Consider the following 23,791-nt stretch of genomic DNA (forward strand, 5'->3'; position numbering starts at 1 on the left):
CGCGCGCGGGGGGGGGGGGGGGGGGGGGGGGGGGGGGGGGGGGGGGGGGGGGGTGTGGGGGGGGCCCCCCCCCCGCCGCCGGGGTGCGCGCGGCTCAGGTGCGCAGCATCCGCGCGATCGCCTTGGTGGCCTCCTCGACCTTGGCGTCGATGCCTTCGCCGCCCCTGGTGGCCGCGTCGGCGACGCAGTGCCTCAGGTGCTCCTGGAGGAGCTGGAGGGCGAAGGACTGGAGGGCCTTCGTGGAGGCGGAGACCTGGGTGAGTATGTCGATGCAGTAGACGTCCTCGTCGACCATCCGCTGGAGGCCGCGGATCTGGCCCTCGATGCGGCGGAGCCGCTTGAGGTGCTCGTCCTTCTGATTGTGGTAGCCGTGCACGCCGTGCGCGTGGTCGGCGGGCTCGACGGCCCCGACGGCCTCGGGGGTCACCTGGTCCGCCTCGGTGGTCGTCATCGCGTCCTCCCGTTGTCCAATAAGGGGGTGTATACCCCTCGTGGGTATATGGTACCGATCCCCGCCGATCCGGGCGGGGGCCCGTGCTGTTCACTGTGCCTGATGGGCGACACTGAGAGACGCCGGTTAGCCGTGGCCGGATGATGCGCCTAGCATCAGCCTGACCGAAACCCAGCACACCTGAGGACCTCACGTGCGATTTCGTCTGACCCCCAGGGAGACGAGTTTCTACGACATGTTCGCCGCGTCCGCGGACAACATCGTCACTGGCTCGAAGCTCCTGATGGAACTGCTCGGTGCGGAGCCTTCCGCCCGAGCCGAGATCGCGGAGCGGATGCGGGCAGCGGAGCACGCCGGCGACGACGCGACCCATGCCATCTTCCACCAGCTGAACTCCTCGTTCATCACGCCGTTCGACCGTGAGGACATCTACTCCCTCGCGTCCTGCCTCGACGACATCATGGACTTCATGGAAGAGGCCGTCGACCTGGTCGTCCTCTACAACATCGAAGAGCTCCCCAAGGGCGTCGAGCAGCAGATCGAGGTGCTGGCGCGGGCGGCCGAGCTGACCGCGGAGGCGATGCCGAACCTGCGGACGATGGCCAACCTCACCGAGTACTGGATCGAGGTCAACCGGCTGGAGAACCAGGCGGACCAGATCCACCGCAAGCTGCTCGCCCAGCTCTTCAACGGCAAGTACGACGCCATCGAGGTGCTGAAGCTGAAGCAGGTCGTGGACGTCCTGGAAGAGGCGGCCGACGCCTTCGAGCACGTGGCCAACACGGTGGAGACCATCGCGGTCAAGGAGTCCTGAGCTTCGTGGACACCTTCGCTCTGATCGTGACCATCGGTGTCGCGCTCGGTTTCACGTATACGAACGGCTTCCACGACTCCGCGAACGCCATCGCGACCTCGGTGTCGACGCGGGCGCTGACCCCGCGGGCGGCCCTCGCGATGGCGGCCGTGATGAACCTCGCCGGTGCCTTCATGGGCAGCGGGGTCGCCAAGACGGTCAGTGAGGGCCTGATCGAGACCCCGCACGGTGACAAGGGGATGGGCATCCTCTTCGCCGCGCTGGTCGGCGCGATCATCTGGAACCTGGTCACCTGGTACTTCGGTCTGCCGTCCTCCTCCTCGCACGCGCTCTTCGGCGGCATGGTGGGCGCGGCGCTCGCCGGTGGCACGGAGGTCATCTGGGGCGGGGTGCTCGACAAGGTCGTCATCCCGATGTTCATCTCGCCGGTCGTCGGTCTCGTGGCCGGTTATCTGGTGATGTGCGCGATCATGTGGATGTTCCGCAACGCCAACCCGCACAAGGCGAAGCGCGGTTTCCGGATCGCGCAGACGGTGTCGGCGGCGGGCATGGCGCTCGGCCACGGCCTGCAGGACGCCCAGAAGACGATGGGCATCGTGGTGATGGCCCTGGTCATCGCCGATGTGCAGTCGTCCGGTGACGACATCCCGGTCTGGGTGAAGATCGCCTGTGCCGTGATGCTGTCGCTGGGGACGTACGCGGGCGGCTGGCGCATCATGCGGACGCTCGGCCGGAAGATCATCGAGCTGGACCCGCCGCAGGGCTTCGCGGCGGAGACCACGGGCGCCTCGATCATGTTCGGCTCGGCGTTCCTGTTCCACGCGCCGATCTCGACGACCCACGTCATCACCTCCGCGATCATGGGCGTGGGCGCCACCAAGCGCGTGAACGCCGTGCGGTGGGGCGTCGCCAAGAACATCATCCTCGGCTGGTTCATCACGATGCCCGCGGCGGCTTTGGTGGCGGCGGGGAGTTTCTACGTGGTGCAGTTGTTCTTCGGCTGAGAATCGATGCCGCCGTGGTGCGGTCGTTGTCCGGCCCACGGGTCTCACGGACGTAGTAGGGCCCGGCTCCCCCTGAGGGGGAGCCGGGCCCTTCGTCATGCGGTGGCACCGCCATGCAGCACCGCAGACGGTCTTTATCCGAAGCGGCCGGAGATGTAGTCCTCGGTCGCCTGGACGCTCGGGTTGGAGAAGATGCGCTCGGTGTCGTCCAGCTCGATCAACTTGCCGGGCTGGCCGACGGCCGCCAGGTTGAAGAAGGCCGTACGGTCCGAGACGCGGGCGGCCTGCTGCATGTTGTGCGTCACGATGACGATCGTGAAGCGCTCCTTCAGCTCGCCGATGAGGTCCTCGATCGCCAGGGTCGAGATCGGGTCCAGGGCCGAGCAGGGCTCGTCCATCAGCAGGACGTCGGGCTCGACCGCGATGGCGCGGGCGATGCAGAGACGCTGCTGCTGGCCGCCGGAGAGGCCGGAGCCGGGCTTGTTGAGGCGGTCCTTGACCTCGTTCCAGAGGTTGGCGCCCTTGAGGGACTTCTCGACGATGTCGCTGAGCTCGGACTTCTTGTACTTGCCGTTCAGCCGCAGGCCCGCCGCCACGTTGTCGAAGATCGACATGGTGGGGAACGGGTTGGGGCGCTGGAAGACCATGCCGACCGTGCGGCGCACGGCGACCGGGTCGACGTTCGCGCCGTACAGGTTCTCGTCGTCCAGCAGCACCTTGCCCTCGACGCGGCCACCGGGGGTGACCTCGTGCATCCGGTTCAGGGTGCGCAGGAAGGTGGACTTCCCGCAGCCGGAGGGGCCGATGAAGGCCGTCACGGAGCGGGGCTCGACGGTCATCGAGATGTCGTCGATCGCCTTGTGGGCGCCGTAGTAGGCGGAGAGGCCGCTGACGTCGATTCGCTTGGCCATATCAATTCACTTCCAGAGGTGGACGCTGGTCAGCGGCCGGTCTTGGGGGCCTTCCAGCGGGCGATGCCGCGGGCCACCATGTTGAGGATCATGACGAAGGCGATCAGGACGAGCGCGGCGGCCCAGGCGCGGGACACGGCGGCGTCGGTGCCGACGGCGTACTGCTCGTACACGTAGAGCGGCAGGGAGGACTGGGCGCCTTCGAAGGGGTTCGGGTTGATCAGCTTCGTACCGAACACCAGGAGCAGGACGGGGGCCGTCTCGCCGGTGATGCGGGCGACCGCGAGCATGACGCCCGTGGTGATGCCGCCGATCGCGGTGGGCAGGACCACCTTCAGGATGGTGCGCCACTTGGGGATGCCGAGGGCGAGGGAGGCCTCGCGGAGCTCGTTCGGGACGAGTTTGAGCATCTCCTCGGTGGAGCGGACCACGACCGGCATCATCAGGATGGCGAGGGCCATCGCGCCCGCGAAACCGGAGGGGCCGAAGCCCAGCATCAGGTTCCAGGTGGCGAGGACGAAGAGACCGGCGACGATCGACGGGATGCCCGTCATGACGTCGACGAAGAAGGTGACGGCCTGGGCGAGCTTCCCGCCGCCGTACTCGACGAGGTAGACGGCGGTGAGGAGGCCGATCGGCGCGGCGATCACGGTCGCGATGAGGACCTGCTCGATGGTGCCGAGCAGCGCGTGGTAGACGCCGCCGCCCGCCTCCGCGTCGAGGACGCCGTTCATCGAGTGGGTCAGGAAGTAGCCGTCGAGGACGACGGCGCCCTTGCTGATCGTGACCCAGGCGAGGGAGAGCAGCGGGACGACGGCGAGGACGAAGCAGACCCAGACGAGGCTGGTGGCGACGCGGTCCTTGGCCTGGCGGCTGCCCTCCACCTTGGTGGTGAGCGTGAAGGTGACGACGACGAAGAACAGGGCGGCGATCATGCCCCACTGGATCCGGCTGTGCCAGCCGGCGGCGAGGCCGAGGCCGATCGCCGCGGCGATCGAGCCGCCCGCGACGGCGGCCGGGGTCCAGCGGGGGAGCCGGGCCTGGGAGAGGGATCCGGCGGCCGGGGCCGCGGTGACCGGGCGTTCCTGTATGGCGTTGCTCATGCCGCTGCCCCCGAGTACTCCTTGCGGCGGCCGATGATCCAGCGGGCGGCGCCGTTGACCAGCAGGGTGATGGCGAAGAGGACGAGACCGGAGGCGATCAGCGCGTCCCGGCCGAACTCGTTGGCCTCGTTGAACTTGGCGGCGATGTTCTGCGCGAAGGTGCCGCCGCCCGGGTCGAGCAGATGGCCCGAGATGACGAAGCTGGGGGAGAGGACCACGGCGACGGCCATGGTCTCGCCGAGCGCGCGGCCGAGGCCCAGCATGGAGGCGGAGATGATGCCGGAGCGGCCGAAGGGCAGCACCGCCATGCGGATGACCTCCCAGCGCGTGGCGCCGAGGGCCAGGGCGGCTTCCTCGTGCATCTTCGGGGCCTGGAGGAAGACCTCGCGGGTGACGTTGGTGATGATCGGCAGGATCATGATCGCCAACAGGATGCCCACGGTGAAGAGGTTCCGGGCGAGGCCGTCCTGGGCCTTGTCGAAGACGTACGTCCAGCCGAAGTACTGGTCGAGCCACTTGTTGAGGCCGTCCAGGTACGGGACGAGGAAGATCGCGCCCCAGAGGCCGTAGATGATGCTGGGGACGGCGGCGAGCAGGTCCACCACGTACGCGAGCGGCTTGGCCAGCTTGCGCGGGGCGTAGTGGGAGATGAAGAGGGCGATCCCGATCGCGACCGGCACCGCGATGGCCATCGCGATGACCGAGGAGACGACGGTGCCGAAGGCGAGGACGGCGATGCCGAAGACCGGCGGGCTGCCCGCCGGGTTCCACTCGAAGGTGGTGAAGAAGTTGGTGCTGTCCTTCGAGACGGCGAGGACGGCGCGGTAGCTGAGGAAGACCGCGATCGCGGCCATGATGACGAGGAGGGTGATGCCGGACCCCCGGGAGAGACCGCGGAAGACGCGGTCACCGGGGCGGGTGGCGCTCTTGGCGCTCCGGCTCCTCTGTATCTCTGGTGTGGTGGTAGCCATCTGCTTCTCCGGTCTGCGGTGCCCCTGCGGACGCGAGGGCTCCTGGCGGCGGTGCACCGGATGCCGGGTCCGGCCCCCGGTGGGGGGCCGGACCCGGCCGGGGGTCAGGACAGGGTGGGGACGATCGCGCGGACCTTGGCGGCGATCTCGGCCGGGAGCGGGGCGTAGCCGGCGTCGGTGAGGACCTTCTGGCCCTCGTCGCTCGCGGTGTAGTTGAGGAAGGCCTTCAGGGTCGGCAGGGTGTCCGCCTTGTTGCCCTTGTCGCAGGCGATCTCGTAGGTGACGAGGACGATCGGGTAGGCGCCCTCGGCCTTCGTCGTGTAGTCGACGGAGAGGACGATGCCGTTGCCGCTGCCCTTGATCTTGGCGGCGGCGAGGGCCTTGGAGGCGTTCTCCGAGGTGGCGGCGACGGGGGCGGCGGCACCGGTGTCGATGCTGACCGTGGAGATCTTGTTCGCGGTGGCGTACGAGAGCTCGAAGTAGCCGATGGAGCCCTCGGCCTCCTTGACGGCGGTGGCGACACCGGAGTTGCCGTTGGCCGCCTGGCCGCCCTGGGCGGGCCACGCCTTCGACTTCGGGTCGTGCTTCCAGTCGGCCGGGGCGGTGGTCGAGAGGTACTTGCCCAGGTTCTGGGTGGTGCCCGACTCGTCCGAGCGGTGGAAGGCCTGGATCGCGCTGTCGGGGAGCTTGGCGCCCGGGTTCAGCTTGACGATCGCCTGGTCGTTCCACTTGGTGATCTTGTTGTCGAAGATCTTGGCGATGGTGGAGGCGTCCAGGACCAGGTTGTCCACGCCGTCCAGCTTGTAGCCGATGGCGATGGGGCCGCCGACCATGGGCAGGTTGATGCCCTTGCCGCCCTTGCAGATCTTCTGGGACTCGGCCACCTCCTCGTCCTTCAGGGCGGAGTCGGAGCCCGCGAAGGCGACCTGGCCCTGGTTGAACTTGGTGATGCCGCCGCCGGAGCCGATGCCCTGGTAGTTGATCTCGACGCCTTCGCAGGCGGCCTGGAAGTTCTTGACCCACAGGTCCATCGCGTTCTTCTGCGCGCTGGAACCGGCGGCCAGGAGCTGGCCCTTGGCGCCCTCACAGACGACGTTCGACGCGGCGGCGGACGTCTTGGCGCCGCTCTCCTTGGCCGGAGTCTCCGTGTTGTTGTCCGAGCCACACGCCGAGAGGACGAGCGCACCGGAGACGACGAGGGCACCGATCGCGGAGGCGCGAAGCCCGTTCTTGCGCGAAAGCTTCACTTTCGGGTGTTCCTTCCAGAAGCCGCCTTGTCGCGGACCGTGTGTCCTGACCGTTCTACGGCGGCGTGTGTCGGTTGGTGGTGCATCGCTGTGCTCCGTGCACCGTGTAAGGCCGAAATTAGGCAGATCAGGTGAAGCGGTCGACGGAAGAGAGTGAACGGAAAGTGAACCGTGCCGGAAGCCCGGGTGCGGGTGCGCCGGATCGGCCTCCGTTCGGGTGAAGGGGGGAGGTCGGGGCGGTGTCGCGGGGGTGTGCGCGGCGGTGGTGACGCGGGGGGCCGGTGTCGCGGTCGGCGTACGGAGTGCGGCGTGCGGAGGCAGGCGTACGGCGTGGGGAGGCAGGCGTACGGGTCACCGGGGGCTCGTACGGGGAAGGTGGGGGCGGGCCGCGTCGGGGGCCGGAGTCGGGGTGGGCGTGGCGGCCCGGATGCCGGGGCGGGCCGCGTCGGGGGCCCGGACGGATGCCGGGGCGGGCCGTGCGCGGGGCCGTCCGGCCGGTCGTTCCGCCGTCTCAGGCGGCGGGAATCGGCAGGGCGTCCAGGAGTTCGCGGTCCCGGTCCCGGGTGAGCAGGGCGCGGGCGCGGGCGGGCGCCAGCCAGCGCAGGGCGTCGACCTCGTCGCTCGGGGCGAACGCCCCGCCGAGCGCGCGGGCCGCCCAGTAGTCGACCTCCTTGGGGCGCCCGTCCACCGCGTACCGGACCGTGGGCAGCCGGGTGCCGAGCGCGCAGTGCTGGCCCGTCTCCTCCAGGACCTCCCGCAGCGCGCAGGACTCGGCGGACTCGGCGCGCTTCCGCTTGCCCTTCGGGTGCGACCAGTCGTCGTACTTCGGCCGGTGCACCAGGGCCACCTCGATGCCGTGGCCGGAAAGCGCCGGGCGCCAGAGCACGCACCCGGCGGCCCGGACGGTGTCCCGGCGCGGTTCCGTCGTCATGGGACGGCGGCCGTCGTCCGCCGCCAGGCGTGCTGGAAGGCGAAGCGGGCCGCCTCGACCTCGTGGCGCTGGTCGGCGTGGAGGACGCCCAGGGCGTACGCGGTGGCCGGGGCGATCCGGGGGGTGCGGGCCGCGGCGGCGGCGGCCGCGGCGGCTTCGGCGGCGTCGCGGTGCCGGTCCAGGGCGCGGGCGGCCTCGTACAGGACGGAGCCGGGTCCGCCGCCGGTGTGCAGGGCCTCGGTGGCGTACCGGTGCAGCCGCAGCAGCAGCCGGGTGTGGTGCCAGGGCGCGTCCTGGCCCTCCCCGGCGGCGAGCGCGAGGGCGTCCGCGTTGTACGGGTGGGCCGCGCGGGTCAGCGGCAGCGCGGCCACCGCCTCGGCCAGGCGCCGCTCGGCCAGTTCGGCGGGCCCGTCCAGGACGTCGACGGCCGGGGCCGAACCCGCGGGGCCCAGCGGCACTTCGGAGGCGAGCAGCGCGACCGCGTCGGCGACGGCGTGGAAGCGGGCCGAGCCCAGCGCCTGGAGGGCCGCCGAGTGGGCGCGGGTCCTGGCCAGGGTGAGCTGCCGTTCCAGGAGGGCTCCGGCGCGGGCCGCGCCCACGGTGAGCCCGGTGGAGTCGCCGCCCCGGGCGGCCGGGACGGGGGCGGCGGGGCCGCCGCCCCCGAGGACGCCGTGGGTCGCGGGCGCGGTCGTGACGGGAGCCGCGGGGCCGCCGCCCGTACCGTTCGAGAGGCGGGACAGCGCGTCCACCAGCCGGACGAGGCGGGAGGTGCAGGCCTGCTCCACGGCGAGGGTGCCGGAGAGCCAGACCAGCTCGGTCCGCAGCCGGTCCGCCCATTCGGGGTCGAGGAGCGGCCGGAAGGTGTGGAGGGTGCCGCCGATCCGGCGGGCGGCGCCGCGCAGGGTGCGGGCCGCCTCCTCCGCTCCGGCCGTGGCCGAGCCGCTCTCGCCGTGGAGGCGGAGGCCGCGGAGGAAGTCCGCGGCCCGTGCGTGCAGGTAGGGGGCCAGGACCTCGCCCGCCGTGATGTTCCGCGCAGGGTCAGGGTTGTGCACGCCGGCGCCTCCGCGCGTCGATGAGCATCTCCTGGACGTGCCGTAGGGGGCGCCCTTCGGGGTCGGTCGCGTGCCGCGTCCAGTTGCCGTCGGGGCCGAGGTGCCAGGAGGAGGTGGTGTCGGACATCCCGGTCTCCAGGAGCCGGGTGAGTGCCGCCCGGTGCGCCGGGTCGGAGACCCGTACGAGGGCCTCGATGCGGCGGTCCAGGTTGCGGTGCATCATGTCGGCGCTGCCGAACCACACCTCGGGTTCGCCGCCGTTGCCGAAGGCGAAGACCCGGGAGTGCTCCAGGAAGCGGCCGAGGACCGAACGGACCCGGATGTTCTCCGAGAGGCCGGTGACCCCGGGGCGCACGGCACAGATGCCGCGTACCCAGATGTCCACGGGGACCCCGGCCCGGGAGGCCTGGTAGCAGGCGTCGATGATCGCTTCGTCGACCATCGAGTTGACCTTGATCCGTACGTACGCGGGGCGGCCCGCCCGGTGGTGGGCGATCTCCTTGGTGATCCGGGAGACCAGCCCGTCGCGCAGTGACTTCGGGGCGGTGAGGAGCCGCCGGTAGGTCTCGCGGCGGGAGTAGCCGGAGAGCCGGTTGAACAGGTCGGACAGGTCCGCGCCGACCTGCGGGTCGGCGGTCAGCAGGCCCAGGTCCTCGTAGAGGCGGGCGGTCTTCGGGTGGTAGTTGCCGGTGCCGACGTGCGAGTAGCGGCGGAGCAGTTCGCCCTCCTGCCGGACGACGAGCGACAGCTTGCAGTGGGTCTTCAGGCCGACGAGGCCGTACACGACGTGGCAGCCCGCCTCCTCCAGCTTGCGCGCCCACTTGATGTTGGCCTGCTCGTCGAAGCGGGCCTTGATCTCGACGAGGACGAGGACCTGCTTGCCGGACTCGGCGGCGTCGATGAGGGCGTCGACTATCGGGGAGTCGCCGGAGGTGCGGTAGAGCGTCTGCTTGATCGCGAGGACGTCCGGGTCACCGGCGGCCTGCTCCAGGAAGGCCTGCACGGAGGTGGAGAACGAGTCGTACGGGTGGTGCAGGAGGACGTCCCGCTCGCGCAGCGCGGCGAAGATGTCCGGCGCGGACGCGGATTCGACCTCGGCGAGGTCGCGGTGGGTGCCCGCGACGAACGTGGGGTACCTCAGCTCCGGCCGGTCCTGTCCGGCGATGCCGAAGAGCCCGGTGAGGTCCAGCGGGCCGGGCAGCGGGTAGACCTCGGCGGCGGAGATCTTCAGTTCGCGGACGAGCAGGTCCAGCACGTAGGGGTCGATGGACTCCTCGACCTCCAGGCGCACCGGCGGGCCGAAGCGGCGCCGCATCAGCTCCTTCTCCAGGGCCTGGAGCAGGTTCTCGGCGTCGTCCTCCTCGACCTCCAGGTCCTCGTTCCTGGTGACCCGGAACATGTGGTGCGCCAGCACCTCCATGCCGGGGAACAGCTCCTCCAGGTGCGCCGCTATGACGTCCTCCAGGGGGACGTACCGCTGGGGGGAGGCCTCCAGGAAGCGGGAGAGCAGCGGCGGCACCTTCACCCGGGCGAAGTGGCGGTGGCCGCTCACCGGGTTGCGGACGACGACGGCCAGGTTGAGGGAGAGGCCGGAGATGTACGGGAAGGGGTGCGCCGGGTCCACCGCGAGCGGGGTGAGGACGGGGAAGATCCGCTGGCGGAACAGGGTGAAGAGGCGGGCCTGCTCCTTCTCCGTGAGCTCGGGCCAGCGGATGAGGTGGATGCCCTCGTCGGCCAGGGCGGGGGCGATGTCCTGCTGGAAGCAGGCGGCGTGCCGGGCCATGAGCTCGCGCGAGCGGGTCCAGATCTGGTCGAGGACCTCGCGGGGCTGGAGCCCGGAGGCGGAGCGGGTGGCGACGCCGGTGGCGATGCGGCGCTTGAGCCCGGCGACGCGGACCATGAAGAACTCGTCGAGGTTCGACGCGAAGATCGCGAGGAAGTTCGCCCGTTCGAGGAGGGGGGTCGTGGGGTCCTCGGCGAGTTCGAGGACGCGTTCGTTGAATGCGAGCCAACTGCGTTCCCGGTCGAGGAAGCGTCCCTGCGGCAGTTCGTCGCCGAGTGCGCCGTCGTCCTCGTACGTGTCGGGGTCGGCGTCCAGGTCGGGGTCGGTTCCGGTGACGGCGGAGCCGTTCACCGCCCGGGGGCGGTGCGCGGTGGCGGACCCCGGGGACGGCGCGGCGGGCGAGGGGGCGGACGACGTGGCGGAGGAGGGGGCCGGGACCTCGGCGGGCTGCTGGCTCATGGCCCCATTCTTCCGCGCGAAGGGGTGGTCGGGCGCGTCGGAGCGGGCCGTGGGGGCGGGGAGCCGCCCCTTGGGGAGGGCCGCCCTGCCGGGCGGGGACACGGAACGCTTCATTGCGTGAGCGTCGCAAGCGCGTCTGAATGGCCGGTAACGACGACATGTCGTACGGGAATCGGGGGCGGGACCGTGCGCGGGTCCCGCCCCCGTGCTTTCCATGGCGCCGTGAGGGGGTTCCGGGTCCCTTACGGGTGGGCGTGCCCCCTACGGGTTCCGGGTCCCTTACAGGGTCCGGGCCTCCCTTACGGGGTCCGGGTCCCCTACGGGTGCCGGGCGCGCAGGACCCGGAAGGCGGCGAGGAGGGCGAGCGCGGCGAGGGCCAGGAGGATGCCGGTCTCGATGAGCTGGAGGGGCCAGAAGTGGGAGGCCGGGTGGTGGTCGACGAAATCGGTGACGCCGCCCCGCCCGATCATGCAGTCCCGGGCGCTTACCGGCCCGGTGTTGCAGTACTCCCAGCCGACCCGCTCCCCGGACTCGGTGATCATGCCGTCGGCCAGCACCCAGGAGTCGGATACCCGTGGCGACAGCTCACGGCCGGTGAGGGTCTGGTGGGGCCACAGTCCGGGGCGCAGCAAATACAGGGTCCCGAGGACCGTGGCGATGGCCACGACGGCGAGCCCCATCGCCGCCACGGTGCGCCGCACCAGGAGGCCGACGAGGGTGCCCAGGGCGACGCCCATCAGGGTGTTCGCCACCGGGACGGCACCGAAGGAGGGGTAGACGGTCGGGTCGTACCAGTACGTCGGGAAGTCGTTGCTGGGGCCCGTCGACCACGACCAGTGGAACACCAGGCCGAGCAGCGGGACGCAGGTGACGACGAGGGCGAGGGGCACGGCCAGTTTGGAGACGAGCCAGCGGGTGGGGCTGACGGACTGGGTCCACGCCAGCTTGTACGTCCCCGACTCCAGCTCGCGGGCGATCATCGGGCCCGCGAGGAAGGCGCCGACGAGCACCGGGAGGAGGAGCATGCCCAGACCGGCCCGTTCGACCATCTTCCGGGCGAACCACTGGTCGTCGGTGTAGTCGCGGGCGTGCTGGAAGCAGGAGCGGTCCAGGCTGTCGACGGTGCAGCCCGCCGCGCGGAGCGCGTCCACGGCGGCGTCGGACCACAGCCGCGAGGTGACCAGCAGGGCCACTCCCGCGACGGTGAGTGCCAGGGCGGACCACAGCGACCACCGGTGCTGGCGGACCGTCACCCAGTAGGGCCCCCTCAGGGCGAGCGCGCTCATGCGGCGGCTTCCTCGGGAAGGCGTCCGGCGCGCAGGTGGGCCAGGAGGAGTTCTTCGAGGGAGGGTTCCGATGCCCGCCAGGGGCCTTCGACGGGGCCTTCGCGGCGGATCAGGGCGGTGAACTGACGGCCCGTTGTGCGGGAGTCGACGACGGTGTGCGGGGAGAGGTCGCCGACCGGTCCGGTGAGCAGGGCGTGTCCGGCGATCAGTTCGTCTATGGGGCCGTGGAGGCGGATGCGGCCGTGCTGTACGAGCAGCAGGTGGTCGCAGGTGCCTTCCAGTTCGGTGAGGACGTGGGAGGAGACGACGACGGTCGTGCCGTGTTCGGCTGCGTCGGCCATGAGCGCGCCCATGAGCTCGTGCCGGGCGAGCGGGTCGAGATCGGCCATCGGCTCGTCCAGGAGCAGCAGTTCGGGCCGTTTGCCGAGGGCGAGCGCGAGGGCGAGGCGACTGCGCTGGCCTCCGGAGAGGGAGCGGACCCGGGCCTTCGGGTCCAGCGGTCCGCCCGCGACGATCTTCCCGGCTACGGCCGGGTCCCAGCGGTCCGGGTTGAGTTCGCGGCCCAGGCGCAGGGTCTCTGCGACGGTGAGCGCTTCGTACAGGGGCTTGTCCTGGGCCACGTAGCCGACGCGGTCTCCTGCGGGTGTCTCGATCCGGCCCTCGGTGGGGCGCAGCAGGCGGGCGGCCAGGGCCAGCAGGGTCGACTTCCCGGCCCCGTTGGGGCCGACGATCCCGACGACCGTCCCTGCGGACAGCGTGAAGGTGCAGTCTTTCAGCGCCCAGCTCCTGCCGGACCGCCGGTAGCGCAGGCCGAGGCCTTCCGCCGTGATGACCGGGTCGGTCATGTGTCCCCCTCGAAGTGTTCCCTCAGTACGGATGTGAAGAGCGCCGCCACGTCCTCGCGGTCCAGGCCCGCTTCCCTGGCGCGGAGGGCCCAGGTGGTGAGTTCGCCGCGGAGGGGCGAGTCGGCGGGGCCGGTGCCGAGGCCCCGGCGGACGAAGGTGCCGAGGCCCCGGCGGGCCTCGACGAGGCCTTCGCGTTCGAGTTCGCGGTAGGCCTTGAGGACCGTGTTGGGGTTGATGGCCGTCGCTTCGACGACCTCGCGTGCGGTGGGCAGCCGGTCGCCGGGTTCCAGGAGGCCCATCCGGAGGGCCTGTTTCGTCTGCTGGACGATCTGGAGGTAGGTGGCGACGCCGCTGCGCCGGTCGATGCGGTACTCGACCATGCCCTTTCACCACCCTTTCACTAGTCAAGTAGTGAAAGCATGATCCGAAGAAGGGGGCGGTGTCAACCGCCCCCTTCCGGAAGGGACTTGGCTCCTACGACTCCGTGCGGTACATCAGGTCCACCTCATGGGTGGTGAAGCCGAGCCGCTCGTACACCGTCACCGCCGCCGTGTTGTCGGCGTCCACGTACAGCATCGCCGTCGGCAGGCCCCGGGCCGCCAGGTGCCGCAGGCCCGTCGCGGTGAGCGCCTTGCCGAGGCCGCCGCCCTGCGCCTCGGGCAGCACACCGACCACGTACACCTCGCCGAGCTGCTCCTCGGCGTGCGTCTTCGTCCAGTGGAAGCCGACGAGGCGGCCGTCCTTCTCGGCGAGGAAGAAGCCCTCCGGGTCGAACCACGGCTCGGCGATCCGGTCGTCCAGGTCCCGCTGGGTGAGCGAGCCCTGCTCCGGGTGATGGGCGAAGGCGACGGCGTTGACGGCCAGCCAGGCGGTGTCGTCCCGTCCCGGTACGAAGGTGCGGACGGTGACGCCCTCGGGCAGCTTCGGCTCGGGGACGTCCAGCGGGACCAGGGGACGCCGGAGCTGGCGCAGTTCGCGGAAGAGCGTGAGGCCGAGGACCTGCGCGAGGTGCCGGGCGGCCGGCTTGCCGCCGTGCGCCCACACCCGCAGCCGCTTGCCGGAGGCGTCCAGGAGGGCGGAGCCGAGAGCCCGGCCGTGGCCCCGGCCCCGGCGCTCCGGGTGGACGACCAGTTCGGCGGCGGGCGCCTCGATCGGGTCGGTCTCCTCCAGCTGGGCGTAGCCGTAGAGCTTCCCGCCGACGGTGAGGAGGAAGTGGCGGACGCCCTCGCGGTGGCCGCCCCGGAGGTAGAGCCGCCCCTGTTCGGAGACGGCGTGCACGCCGTCGGCGGCGTCGGCTGCCTCCAGCAGGCCCCGCACGTCATGGATCTGCTCGGGCGTGAGCTTGTCGTACGTCTGGATCTGTCGTCCCGGTTCGAGGGCCGGCGCCGCGTCGGAGGTCATGGGCCCGAGCCTACGGCGACGCGCCGCCGCCCCGGGGAAAGCCGACGGCAACTGTCTTGTAACCCGCCACCCCCTGTTGCGCTACGCGCGTTGACCCTAGGCTTCAGCCGCAGACGGGGGGATACGTCAATACCGCGAAAAAGGGCCAAGGGGACGAGTGGGAGCGATGGCAGGAACATCGAGGGACCAGCGGAAGAAGAAGACCGGACGGCGGGTTCTCGCCGCCGGGGCGGGACTCGTGACGGTCGGCGCGCTCGTCGCCGCGATGCCGTCCGCCGGGGCGGGCTCCGACCCGTACGCCGCGAAGCACGGCGGCGGCCAGGGCTGGGGCCGGATGGTCGATGTCCAGCTGCTCTCCTTCAACGACCTCCACGGCAACCTGGAGCCGCCGGCCGGTTCGTCCGGCCAGGTCACCCGGACCAAGGAGGACGGGACCACCGAGAAGATCGACGCGGGCGGCGTCGAGTACCTGGCCACGCACCTGCGCGAGGCGCGCCAGGGGAATCGTTACTCCGTGACGGCGGCGGCCGGTGACCTCATCGGCGGTTCGCCCCTGCTCTCCGGTCTCTTCCACGACGAGCCGACCATCGGGGCCCTGAACAAGCTGGACCTGGACGTCACCTCGGTCGGCAACCACGAGTTCGACGAGGGCGCGGTCGAGCTGGCCCGGATGCAGAACGGCGGCTGTCACCCGACCGCCGGCTGTTTCGTCAAGGGCAAGAAGTTCAAGGGCGCCGACTTCCCCTACCTCGCCGCGAACGTGACGAAGGAGAAGACGGGCAAGCCGCTGCTCGACCCGTACTTCATCTGGGAGAAGAACGGCGTCCGGATCGGCTTCATCGGCGTGACCCTGGAGGGCACCCCGAACATCGTCACCGCCGAGGGCGTCAAGGGCCTCAAGTTCGGTGACGAGGTCGAGACGATCAACAAGTACACCAAGATCCTGGAGCGCAAGGGCGTCAAGTCCATCGTCGCCCTGGTCCACGAGGGCGGGGCCCCGGCCTCCGCCTCGTACAACTACAACTGCGACAGCCCCGGTCCGGGCGACGGCATCTCCGGCCCGATCACCGAGATCGCCAAGAACGTCTCGCCGCAGGTCGACGCGCTCGTCACGGGCCACACGCACCAGGCGTACGTGTGCACCGTCCCCGACCCGGCGGGCAAGCCGCGTCTGGTCACCTCGGCTTCCTCGTTCGGCAAGCTCTACACCGACACCACGCTGACGTACGACCGCGCCACCAAGGACATCGTGCGCACGGCCGTCGCCTCGGCCAACCACGTCGTCTCGCGCGACGTGCCGAAGGCCACGGACCTGACCAAGCTGATCACCGACTGGCAGGCGCTGGCCGCCCCGGTCGCCAACCGCCCGCAGGGCTACATCGCCGCCGACATCAACGGCCGCGGCTCCACGGCGTACGAGAAGCCGCTCGGCGACCTGATCGCCGACGCGCAGCTGGAGGGCCTGGCCCCGGCGGACAAGGGCGGGGCGCAGATAGCCCTGATGAACCCGGGCGGCATCCGCGCGGACCTGGTCCACAAGGCGTCCGGCGCCGAGGGCGACGGCGTCGTGACCTACGGCGAGTCCTTCACCGTGCAGCCCTTCACCAACATGATGAACGTGGTGAACCTGACCGGCGCGAACCTGCTCACCGCGCTGAAGCAGCAGGTCAGCGGCTCGAACCTGAACTCGGTCAAGATCCTTCAGGTCTCGAAGGGCCTCACCTACACGCTCGACATGACCAAGACGGGCGCGGACCGCGTCGTCGACGGCACGGTCAGGCTGAACGGCGAGGCGATCGACCCGTCGAAGACCTACCGCGTCGCGATGAACGAGTTCCTCGCGGGCGGCGGCGACGGCTTCGCGGCCCTGGCCACCGGCACCGACAAGCTGGTCGGCGCCTCCGACCTGGACGTCTTCAACGCCTACCTGGCGACGAAGTCCTCCGCGGCCAACCCGCTGCCGGTCCCGGCGGCGGACCGGATCACGGTCGTGAAGTAGCCCGTAGGGGCCTCCGGAACACCTGAACAGAAGGGGGCGGCGGACCGTTTCGACGGCCCGCCGCCCCTTTTTCCCGCTCCCGACCGGCCGGAGCGCCGCCCCCGCCGCTGGCCGGAGTACGCCCCCGATACCGGCCGGTAAGTCCTCTGGCGGGCGCTGTCGCGGGCCTGCCATAGTGCGCGCATGGAGCGACGACGGTTTCTCACGGGGTCCCTGGGGGCCGGTGCCGCGGTGCTGCTCGGCGCCCCCAGCGCCTCCGCCCTCACCAGCGCTTCCGGCGCCACCGCGGCCGTGGACGTCCGCGCGTGGATGGCGGCGCACGGGGACGGGACCCCGCTGCGAGGGCTCACCATCCCCGGGACGCACGACTCGGGCGCGCGCTTCGGCGGTGCCTGGTCGGAGTGCCAGAACACCACGATCGCCCAGCAGCTCGACAGCGGCGTGCGGTTCCTCGACGTCCGGTGCCGGGTGACCGGCGGTTCCTTCGCCATCCACCACGGCTCGGCCTACCAGAACACGATGTTCGGGGACGTCCTCGTCGCCTGCCGCGACTTCCTCGCCGCCCACCCCTCCGAGACCGTCCTGATGCGGGTCAAGCAGGAGTACTCCGAGGAGTCCGACGCGACCTTCCGCGCCGTCTTCGACGACTACCTCGACGTACGCGGCTGGCGCTCCCTCTTCCGCGTCGGGGACACCGTGCCGCTGCTCGGCGAGGCGCGCGGCCGGATCGTCCTGATCGCCGACAACGGCGGACTGCCGGGCCTGAAGTGGGGCGACCGCTCGGCCATCGCCCTCCAGGACGACTGGAACGCGCTGCCCGACCCCAAGTACGCGAAGATCGAGGCCCACTTCCGCGCCGCCGTGGAACGGCCGGGCCCGCTCTACGTGAACTTCGTCAGCACCTCCGCGTACCTGCCGCCCCGCTGGAACTCCGACCGCCTCAACCCGCGCGTCCACGGCTGGCTCGACAGCGCCGCCGCCTCCGGCACCAAGGGCCTCGGCGTCGTCCCGCTGGACTTCCCGAACACCCGGCCGGGCCTGGTCGAGGCCCTCCTCCGGCACAACTAGAGCGTGTCCGGCGGGGGCGTCGGCGCCCCCGGCAGCCGTACGGTGGCCACCGTCCCGCCGCCCTGTGCCGGGGCGACGGCGACCGTGCCGCCCGCGTGTTCCACCGTACGGGCCACGATCGACAGGCCGAGGCCCGAACCCGGCAGGCTGCGGGCCGAAGGGGAGCGCCAGAACCGGTCGAAGACGTGCGGCAGTTCCTCCGCCGGGATGCCGGGGCCCTCGTCGCGGACCGTCAGCTCGCCGCGCATCAGCCGCACCTCGACCGTGCCCCGGGGCGGCGAGAACTTCACCGCGTTGTCCAGGACGTTCACCAGGGCCCGCTCCAGGGCCGCCGCGTCCGCCCGTACGTACCACGGCGCCAGGTCCGTGACGAAGGTCAGTTCCGGACCGCGCAGCCGCGCCCGGTCCAGGGCCGTCCGCAGGACCGTGTGGAACGGCACCACCGCGAGCGGGCCCGGCCGCTCGGTGTCCGGGCGGGCCAGCTCCTGGAGGTCGCCGATCAGCGAGGCCAGCTCCGTCATCTGCGCCTTCACCGAGGCGAGCAGGGCGCGCCGGTCCTCCGGCGGGATCGCCCGGCCGGTCTCCTCGCTGCGGACGAGCAGTTCGACGTTGGTGCGCAGCGAGGTCAGCGGGGTGCGCAGTTCGTGTCCGGCGTCCGCGATGAGCTGGGCCTGCCGGTCCTGGGAGGTCGCCAGGGCCGCCGTCATCGCGTTGAAGGAGCGCGAGAGGCGGGCGATCTCGTCCTCGCCCTCCACCGGGATGCGGACGGTCAGGTCCTCGGTGGCGGCGACGTGCTCGACCGCGCCGGTCAGCCGGTTCACCGGCTCCAGACCGGTGCGGGCGACCCAGAGCCCGGCGGCGCCCGCGCCGACGACACCGATGCCGGAGACCAGGAGCAGCACCCAGCGCAGGGTGGACATCGAGTTGTCGATCTCGGAGAGCGGGCGGGCGAGGGAGACCGCGATCCCGGGCGGGCCCTCCTGCGGGTAGGTGTAGACGCGCATCTCGCGTCCGGCGTCGTCCTTCACGGTGTGCAGGACGTCCCGGAGCTGTCCGCGCGCCACGGCGAGGTCGCCGGGACCGGCGGGGATCGGGGCTTTCCCCGAGGTGCAGACACCCCCGCCGGCGAGGATCACCTGCACGGTGTACGAGCCCGCCAGCGGCGGTGGTGTGGTGCCCCGGTGGCACAGCGCGAGGAGGCTCTCCACCCCGCTGGCGTCCAGCCGGGTGCCGCGCAGCGAGGCGTCCATCTCGTTCTCCAGCTGCTCGCGGGTCACGAACCAGCAGGCGAGGGAGACCGCGGCGACGGCGACGGCGACGGCGACGGCGGTGAGCAGGGCGAGCCGGGAGCGCAGCGGCCGCGAGCGGAACCAGCCCAGCGGGCCCTTGCGCCCCGGGCCCGCCGGGGCGGCCCGGTCCGCCGCCACGGGTCCGGCCGGTCCCGGCTCCGCGTCTCCCGGTCCGTTCACTCCCCGCCCCCTCCGCGCAGCGCGTACCCGACGCCCCGCACCGTGTGCACGAGGCGCGGCTCGCCGCCCGCCTCCGTCTTGCGCCGCAGGTACATCACGTACACGTCCAGCGAGTTCGAGCTGGGTTCGAAGTCGAAGCCCCACACGGACTTGAGGATCTGCTCGCGGGTGAGGACCTGCCGGGGATGGGCCAGGAACATCTCCAGGAGCGTGAACTCGGTCCTGGTCAGTTCCACGGTCCGGCCGCCCCGGGTCACCTCGCGGGTGGCCAGGTCCATCCGCAGGTCCTCGAAGGACAGCACGTCGGCGTCGGCGGGTTCGCCCGCGGAGGCGGCGTACGAGCTGCGCCGCAGCAGCGCCCTGATCCGGGCGAACAGCTCGTCCAGTTCGAAGGGCTTCACGAGGTAGTCGTCCGCGCCCGCGTCGAGCCCGGTGACCCGGTCGCCGACGGTGTCGCGGGCGGTGAGCATCAGGATGGGCACGGTGGAGCCGGAGGCCCGGATGCGGCGGGCGGCGGTCAGCCCGTCCATCCGGGGCATCTGCACGTCGAGGACGACGAGGTCGGGGGCGTACGACTCCATCTGGGCGAGCGCGTCCAGTCCGTCGACGGCGTCCCGCGTCCCGTACCCCTCGAAGGCGAGGCTGCGGCGCAGGGCCTCCCGGACGGCGGGTTCGTCGTCGACGACGAGGATGCGTTCGGCTTCGTGTCGTTGGCCAGTCATGGACTCAGCGTCGCACGCGGCCCCTTCGCCGGTCAGCTTCCGCCGCCCGCGCGCAGGGTGTCCAGGTCGGCCTTCAGGGTGTTCACCGGGATCGCGAATCCGAGGCCGACGCTTCCGGCGGTGGAGCCGCCCGAAGAACTGGGCGAATACATGGCCGAATTGATTCCGATGATCTGGCCCTTCATATTGATCAGGGCGCCGCCGGAATTCCCCGGATTGAGCGAGGCGTCGGTCTGGATCGCCTTGTACGTGGTCTTCGACGAGCCGGTGTCGCCGTTGAACTGCTGTCCGCCGAACTCGAACGGCCAGCCCTGGCGCGGGTCGGACTGCTGCTGTCGCTGCTGTCCGCCGTCGTCCTTGGCGACGGTCACGTCCCGGTCGAGGGCGGAGACGATGCCGCTGGTGACGGTCCCGGTGAGGCCCTCGGGGGAGCCGATGGCGACGACCTGGTCGCCGACCCGGAGGCCGTCGGAGTCGCCGAGCGTGGCGGCCTTGAGGCCGGAGGCGCCCTGGAGCTTGATCAGCGCCAGGTCCTTGGCGGGGTCGGTGCCGACGACGGACGCCCGGTAGGTCTTGCCGTCGCTGAGCCGCACGGTGATCTGGGAGGCGCCGGAGATCACGTGGTTGTTGGTGACGATCTCGCCGTCGGAGGTGATGATCACGCCGGAGCCGGTGGACTGCCCGGAGCCGGAGGAGGCGGAGATCTCGACGATCGAGGGGGAGACCGCCTGGGCGACGCCGGTGACCGTGCCCGTGGTGCCGGAGGAGACGGTGGTGCCGTTCACGGCGGCGGGGGCGGAGGCGACGGCGCCGTCGTCGGTGAGCCGCTCCACGAGGGTCGCGGTGCCGCCGCCGATCGCGGCGGCGGCGATGGCCACGGCGGCCATCAGGCCGACCCCGCGCCTGGCCCGGTGGCGCGGCACGGACGCGGCGGCGGTCCCCGGGGCGGGCGGTGCCGGTGGCGGCACGTGCCCGCCGGACGGCCAGACCGTGGTGCCGGGCTCGGGAGTGAGCGGCCCCGCCGGGCCGTACGGCGGGCGCGGCGGGTAGGCGGGTTGCTGCGGCTGCTGTTCCGGGAAGTCCGTCATGGCTACGACTCTCGGAGGCGTACATGAGAGGTGTCTGAGGAGCGACTGAGAAGCCCGACAGAAGCCTGTATGCCCGATATAAAGGGCCCTCTCCGGGGCCCGTGGGGGTCCCGGTCCGGAAGGGGCGGCGGCCTTCCCCTACGGGTCGGCCCGGAAGTCGTGGGGGTCGGCCGGACGACCCCTGTGAGGGCCGTCCGGGAAGGGGACCCCGTACCGGCCGTCCGGAAGGGTCAGCCGCCGTCGCAGCCGCAGGAGCGGCGGACGATCAGGGCCGAGGGGAACAGCTTCACGCGCTCGCGGCGCGAGCCCGACACCCGGATCGAGTCGTCCAGGACCAGGTCCACGGCGGCCCGTGCCATCGCGGGCCGGTCCGAGTGCACGGTGGTCAGCGGCGGGTCGGTGAGCGCCGCCTCCTTCACGTCGTCGAAGCCCGCGACCGCCAGCTCCGTCGGCACCTCGATCCGCAGTTCGCGGGCGGCCCGCAGCACACCGAAGGCCTGGTCGTCGGTGGAGCAGAAGATGGCCGGCGGCCTGTCGGGACCGGCGAGCAGCTTCAGCGCCACCTGGTAGGCGTCGTAACGGTTGTACGGGGCTTCGAAGAGGCGCCCCTCGACCGGACGGCCCGCCTCCACCATCGCGCGCCGCCAGCCCTCGACGTGGTCGGCGACCGGGTCGCCGACGGCCGGGGTGTTCGGCACGCCGCCGAGGCACGCCACGTACGGGTGGCCGTGCTCCAGGAGGTGCCGGGTGGCGAGCTGCGCGCCGCCGATGTCGTCGGTCACCACGGCCACGTCGTCGATCGCCTCGGGCCGCTCGTGGAGCAGCACCACGCGCGCGTCCCAGGCCTCGATCTCGCTCGCCGCCTGCTCGCTCATGCCCTGGCTGACCAGGATCAGGCCGGAGACCCGCATCCCGAGGAAGGCCCGCAGATAGTGGACCTCGCGCTCGGTCCGGTAGTCGGAGTTCCCGACCAGGACCATCTTCCCGCGCTCGGCCGCGGCCTGTTCGACCGCGTGCGCCATCTCCGCGAAGAACGGCTGCCGCGCGTCCGGGACGATCATGCCTATGAGGTCGGTGCGCCGGGACGCCATCGCCTGCGCGACCCGGTCGGGCCGGTAGCCCAACTCCTTGATCGCGGCGAGGACACGCTCGCGCGTGGCCGGGGCGACCGGCCGGGGTCCGTTGTTGATCACGTAGCTCACGACCGCGGTCGAAGTACCCGCCAGTCGAGCTACGTCATCCCGCGTCACCTTGGCCACGCGCGGCAGTCTACGCGGGGGGACCTACCTACCGGCAGGTCGCACTGTGGCGTCCGACACGTTCCTGTCCTCCGCCCGGGTGAGGTCCTCCGTGGCGCCCTTGACGCCGATGCCCGCACGGGCCGCTTCCTTCACCCGGGCGCTCTCCTGGGCGCGCGCCTCCTCGGCGGCCCGCTCGACCTTCTCCGGGGTGACGAAGCGGTAGCCGACGTTGCGGACCGTGCCGATGAGCGACTCGTGCTCCGGCCCCAGCTTGGCCCGCAGCCGCCGTACGTGGACGTCGACCGTCCGGGTGCCGCCGAAGTAGTCGTACCCCCAGACCTCCTGGAGGAGCTGCGCGCGCGTGAACACCCGGCCGGGGTGCTGCGCCAGGTACTTCAGCAGCTCGAACTCCTTGAACGTCAGGTCCAGGACCCGGCCCTTGAGCTTCGCGCTGTACGTCGCCTCGTCGACCGACAGGTCGCCGTTGCGGATCTCCATCGGGCAGTCGTCCGCGACGATCTGCCGACGGCCCGTCGCCAGCCGCAGCCGCGCCTCGACCTCGGCGGGACCCGCCGTGTCGAGGAGGACGTCGTCGATGCCCCAGTCGGCGGTGACGGCCGCGAGGCCGCCCTCGGTGACGACCAGGATCAGCGGACAGCCGAGCCCGGTGGAGCGCAGCAGCTGGCACAGGGAACGGACCTGCGGCAGATCGCGCCGCCCGTCGACGAGGATCACGTCCGCGCCGGGGGTGTCCACGAGGGCGGGGCCCTCCGCCGGGGCCACCCGGACGCTGTGCAGCAGCAGGCCGAGGGCGGGGAGCACCTCGGTGGACGGCTGGAGGGCGTTGGTCAGGAGGAGCAGAGAGCTCATCGGACTCCTCCCGGCACCGGTCGGTCGTGCTTCGTTCGCTCGCGCATCACTCGGTTCCTCCTCGGTCCCTGCCTGCGAGGACGTGGCACTGCTTCGTACGTCGTTCCGTACACGTCACTGCCTGCTCCCGCGCCCTGAGAGCTTTTGTTCATCCGTCCGTAACAACGGTCGGAAAACGCAAAAGGACCCGGGGGCTGCGTCGCCCGGATCCTCTGCCCAGCAGAATAGCCCACATGAGTTCAGAGGGAGAGGGCGGATTTCATGGGGCTGATGTCTCCCTGATCACTTCCGGCTCCCGGCGGGCCATGTTGCGTACGAAGGACGATGTCCGGATCGAGGCGTTCTGTGAACCCTTCCCGGCCAGTGTCACCGATACGGCGGTGGTCGTCGCGCACGGGTTCACCGGCTCGGCCCACCGGCCCGCCGTCCGGCGCGCCGCCCGCGCCTTCGCGGAGCGCGGCGCCGCCGCCGTCGTGACCTTCTCCTTCCGGGGTCACGGAGGCTCGGGGGGCCGCTCCACCGTCGGCGACCGGGAGGTCCTCGACCTGTCCGCCGTCGTCGGCTGGGCCCGTGGGCTCGGCCACGCGCGCGTGGCGACGGTCGGGTTCTCCATGGGGGGCTCCGTGGTGCTGCGCCACGCGGCCCTGGACCGGACGCCGGAGGGCCGCGCCGACCGGGTGGCCGCCGTCTCCGCGCCCGCCCGCTGGTACTACCGGGGAACGGCCCCGATGCGCCGCCTCCACTGGGTGGTGACCCGCCCGGCGGGCCGGGTCGTCGGACGGTACGGGCTGCGCACCCGGATCGACAGCCGCCCCTGGGACCCCGAGCCGCTCTCCCCGGTGGCGGCGGTGCCGCTGATCGCGCCGATGCCGCTGCTCGTCGTGCACGGCGACCGGGACCCGTACTTCCCGCTCGACCATCCGAGGGCGCTCGCCGGGGCGGGTGACGCGGAGCTGTGGCTGGAACACGGCATGGGGCACGCGGAGAACGCGGCCGACGCGGGGCTGCTCGCCCGGCTCGGGGACTGGCTCACGCGCGCATAGCCCATCATGGGGGGCGGCGCGCACACGAACGAA

At 71.6% G+C, this 23,791-nt stretch carries 22 protein-coding genes; 5 read left to right on the forward strand and 17 right to left on the reverse strand.

Features of this window, described 5'->3' with window-relative positions:
• Nucleotides 1-94: 94 nt before the first annotated feature.
• Complete coding sequence (locus tag ACIO92_RS32695; RefSeq protein WP_366445253.1) at nucleotides 95-451, reverse strand: metal-sensitive transcriptional regulator; 357 nt, start codon at nucleotides 449-451, stop codon at nucleotides 95-97.
• Nucleotides 452-644: 193 nt separating this feature from the next.
• On the opposite strand from ACIO92_RS32695, the gene ACIO92_RS32700 reads away from it, so the two are divergent.
• Together ACIO92_RS32700 and ACIO92_RS32705 are read left to right on the forward strand one after the other, a co-directional pair.
• Nucleotides 645-1,265, forward strand: a complete 621-nt coding sequence (locus ACIO92_RS32700) for a DUF47 family protein (RefSeq protein WP_366445252.1) — start codon at nucleotides 645-647, stop codon at nucleotides 1,263-1,265.
• A gap of 5 nt (nucleotides 1,266-1,270) precedes the next feature.
• Entirely contained in the window at nucleotides 1,271-2,269 is a 999-nt protein-coding gene (locus ACIO92_RS32705; protein WP_351793920.1) for an inorganic phosphate transporter, read from the forward strand.
• Between the two features lie 134 nt (nucleotides 2,270-2,403).
• Here ACIO92_RS32705 and pstB read toward each other — a convergent pair whose 3' ends face one another.
• From pstB to mshD, 11 genes are all read right to left on the reverse strand, one after another.
• Nucleotides 2,404-3,180 (reverse strand): phosphate ABC transporter ATP-binding protein PstB, encoded by a 777-nt coding sequence (pstB, locus tag ACIO92_RS32710; protein ID WP_366445251.1) that lies wholly within the window; start codon nucleotides 3,178-3,180, stop codon nucleotides 2,404-2,406.
• 29 nt (nucleotides 3,181-3,209) lie between these two features.
• The gene (gene pstA / locus ACIO92_RS32715) at nucleotides 3,210-4,283 is read right to left on the reverse strand and encodes a phosphate ABC transporter permease PstA (protein WP_366445250.1); all 1,074 of its coding nucleotides are present in this window, start codon (nucleotides 4,281-4,283) and stop codon (nucleotides 3,210-3,212) included.
• Nucleotides 4,280-5,254, reverse strand: a complete 975-nt coding sequence (gene pstC, locus ACIO92_RS32720) for a phosphate ABC transporter permease subunit PstC (protein WP_366445249.1) — start codon at nucleotides 5,252-5,254, stop codon at nucleotides 4,280-4,282. Before pstC ends, pstA begins: the two co-directional genes overlap by 4 nt.
• A 104-nt stretch (nucleotides 5,255-5,358) precedes the next feature.
• Nucleotides 5,359-6,501: a phosphate ABC transporter substrate-binding protein PstS gene (pstS, locus tag ACIO92_RS32725; RefSeq protein WP_402060503.1), complete on the reverse strand. Its 1,143-nt coding sequence runs from the start codon at nucleotides 6,499-6,501 to the stop codon at nucleotides 5,359-5,361.
• A 511-nt stretch (nucleotides 6,502-7,012) separates the two neighbouring features.
• Nucleotides 7,013-7,432 (reverse strand): NUDIX hydrolase, encoded by a 420-nt coding sequence (locus ACIO92_RS32730; protein WP_366445247.1) that lies wholly within the window; start codon nucleotides 7,430-7,432, stop codon nucleotides 7,013-7,015.
• Nucleotides 7,429-8,484, reverse strand: a complete 1,056-nt coding sequence (locus ACIO92_RS32735) for a CHAD domain-containing protein (protein ID WP_366445246.1) — start codon at nucleotides 8,482-8,484, stop codon at nucleotides 7,429-7,431. The genes ACIO92_RS32730 and ACIO92_RS32735 overlap by 4 nt, the downstream gene beginning before the upstream one ends.
• Nucleotides 8,471-10,726: an RNA degradosome polyphosphate kinase gene (locus ACIO92_RS32740; protein WP_366445273.1), complete on the reverse strand. Its 2,256-nt coding sequence runs from the start codon at nucleotides 10,724-10,726 to the stop codon at nucleotides 8,471-8,473. Before ACIO92_RS32740 ends, ACIO92_RS32735 begins: the two co-directional genes overlap by 14 nt.
• A gap of 317 nt (nucleotides 10,727-11,043) precedes the next feature.
• Nucleotides 11,044-12,012 carry an ABC transporter permease subunit gene (locus ACIO92_RS32745; protein ID WP_366445245.1) on the reverse strand — a complete coding sequence of 323 codons (969 nt, stop codon included), beginning with the start codon at nucleotides 12,010-12,012 and terminating at the stop codon, nucleotides 11,044-11,046.
• The gene (locus ACIO92_RS32750) at nucleotides 12,009-12,857 is read right to left on the reverse strand and encodes an ABC transporter ATP-binding protein (protein WP_366445244.1); all 849 of its coding nucleotides are present in this window, start codon (nucleotides 12,855-12,857) and stop codon (nucleotides 12,009-12,011) included. The genes ACIO92_RS32745 and ACIO92_RS32750 overlap by 4 nt, the downstream gene beginning before the upstream one ends.
• A complete protein-coding gene (locus ACIO92_RS32755; RefSeq protein ID WP_366445243.1) occupies nucleotides 12,854-13,237 on the reverse strand; it encodes a GntR family transcriptional regulator in 384 nt (127 codons plus the stop codon). Before ACIO92_RS32755 ends, ACIO92_RS32750 begins: the two co-directional genes overlap by 4 nt.
• A gap of 94 nt (nucleotides 13,238-13,331) precedes the next feature.
• Nucleotides 13,332-14,258, reverse strand: coding sequence for a mycothiol synthase (gene mshD / locus ACIO92_RS32760; RefSeq protein WP_366445242.1), 927 nt, complete (start codon nucleotides 14,256-14,258; stop codon nucleotides 13,332-13,334).
• Nucleotides 14,259-14,424: 166 nt separating this feature from the next.
• On the opposite strand from mshD, the gene ACIO92_RS32765 reads away from it, so the two are divergent.
• Nucleotides 14,425-16,257, forward strand: coding sequence for a bifunctional metallophosphatase/5'-nucleotidase (locus ACIO92_RS32765; protein WP_401240177.1), 1,833 nt, complete (start codon nucleotides 14,425-14,427; stop codon nucleotides 16,255-16,257).
• Nucleotides 16,258-16,440: 183 nt separating this feature from the next.
• Nucleotides 16,441-17,325: a phosphatidylinositol-specific phospholipase C gene (locus ACIO92_RS32770; RefSeq protein ID WP_402284201.1), complete on the forward strand. Its 885-nt coding sequence runs from the start codon at nucleotides 16,441-16,443 to the stop codon at nucleotides 17,323-17,325.
• On the opposite strand, the gene ACIO92_RS32775 is transcribed toward ACIO92_RS32770, so the two are convergent.
• The 5 genes from ACIO92_RS32775 to ACIO92_RS32795 all read right to left on the reverse strand — a co-directional run bounded on the left by ACIO92_RS32775 (nucleotide 17,322) and on the right by ACIO92_RS32795 (nucleotide 22,715).
• A complete protein-coding gene (locus ACIO92_RS32775; protein WP_366445272.1) occupies nucleotides 17,322-18,752 on the reverse strand; it encodes a HAMP domain-containing sensor histidine kinase in 1,431 nt (476 codons plus the stop codon). The genes ACIO92_RS32770 and ACIO92_RS32775 overlap by 4 nt on opposite strands.
• A gap of 38 nt (nucleotides 18,753-18,790) precedes the next feature.
• The gene (locus ACIO92_RS32780) at nucleotides 18,791-19,516 is read right to left on the reverse strand and encodes a response regulator transcription factor (protein WP_366445239.1); all 726 of its coding nucleotides are present in this window, start codon (nucleotides 19,514-19,516) and stop codon (nucleotides 18,791-18,793) included.
• Between the two features lie 32 nt (nucleotides 19,517-19,548).
• Nucleotides 19,549-20,604: a S1C family serine protease gene (locus ACIO92_RS32785; RefSeq protein WP_402284198.1), complete on the reverse strand. Its 1,056-nt coding sequence runs from the start codon at nucleotides 20,602-20,604 to the stop codon at nucleotides 19,549-19,551.
• 230 nt (nucleotides 20,605-20,834) lie between these two features.
• Nucleotides 20,835-21,863, reverse strand: coding sequence for a LacI family DNA-binding transcriptional regulator (locus ACIO92_RS32790; RefSeq protein WP_366445237.1), 1,029 nt, complete (start codon nucleotides 21,861-21,863; stop codon nucleotides 20,835-20,837).
• Nucleotides 21,864-21,887: 24 nt separating this feature from the next.
• The gene (locus tag ACIO92_RS32795; protein ID WP_366445236.1) at nucleotides 21,888-22,715 is read right to left on the reverse strand and encodes a response regulator transcription factor; all 828 of its coding nucleotides are present in this window, start codon (nucleotides 22,713-22,715) and stop codon (nucleotides 21,888-21,890) included.
• A 233-nt stretch (nucleotides 22,716-22,948) separates the two neighbouring features.
• On the opposite strand from ACIO92_RS32795, the gene ACIO92_RS32800 reads away from it, so the two are divergent.
• A complete protein-coding gene (locus ACIO92_RS32800; protein ID WP_402284195.1) occupies nucleotides 22,949-23,758 on the forward strand; it encodes an alpha/beta fold hydrolase in 810 nt (269 codons plus the stop codon).
• The last annotated feature ends 33 nt before the right edge of the window (nucleotides 23,759-23,791 follow it).

The organism is Streptomyces sp. NPDC087215 (genome assembly GCF_044744885.1).
In the GTDB taxonomy this organism is placed as follows: domain Bacteria; phylum Actinomycetota; class Actinomycetes; order Streptomycetales; family Streptomycetaceae; genus Streptomyces.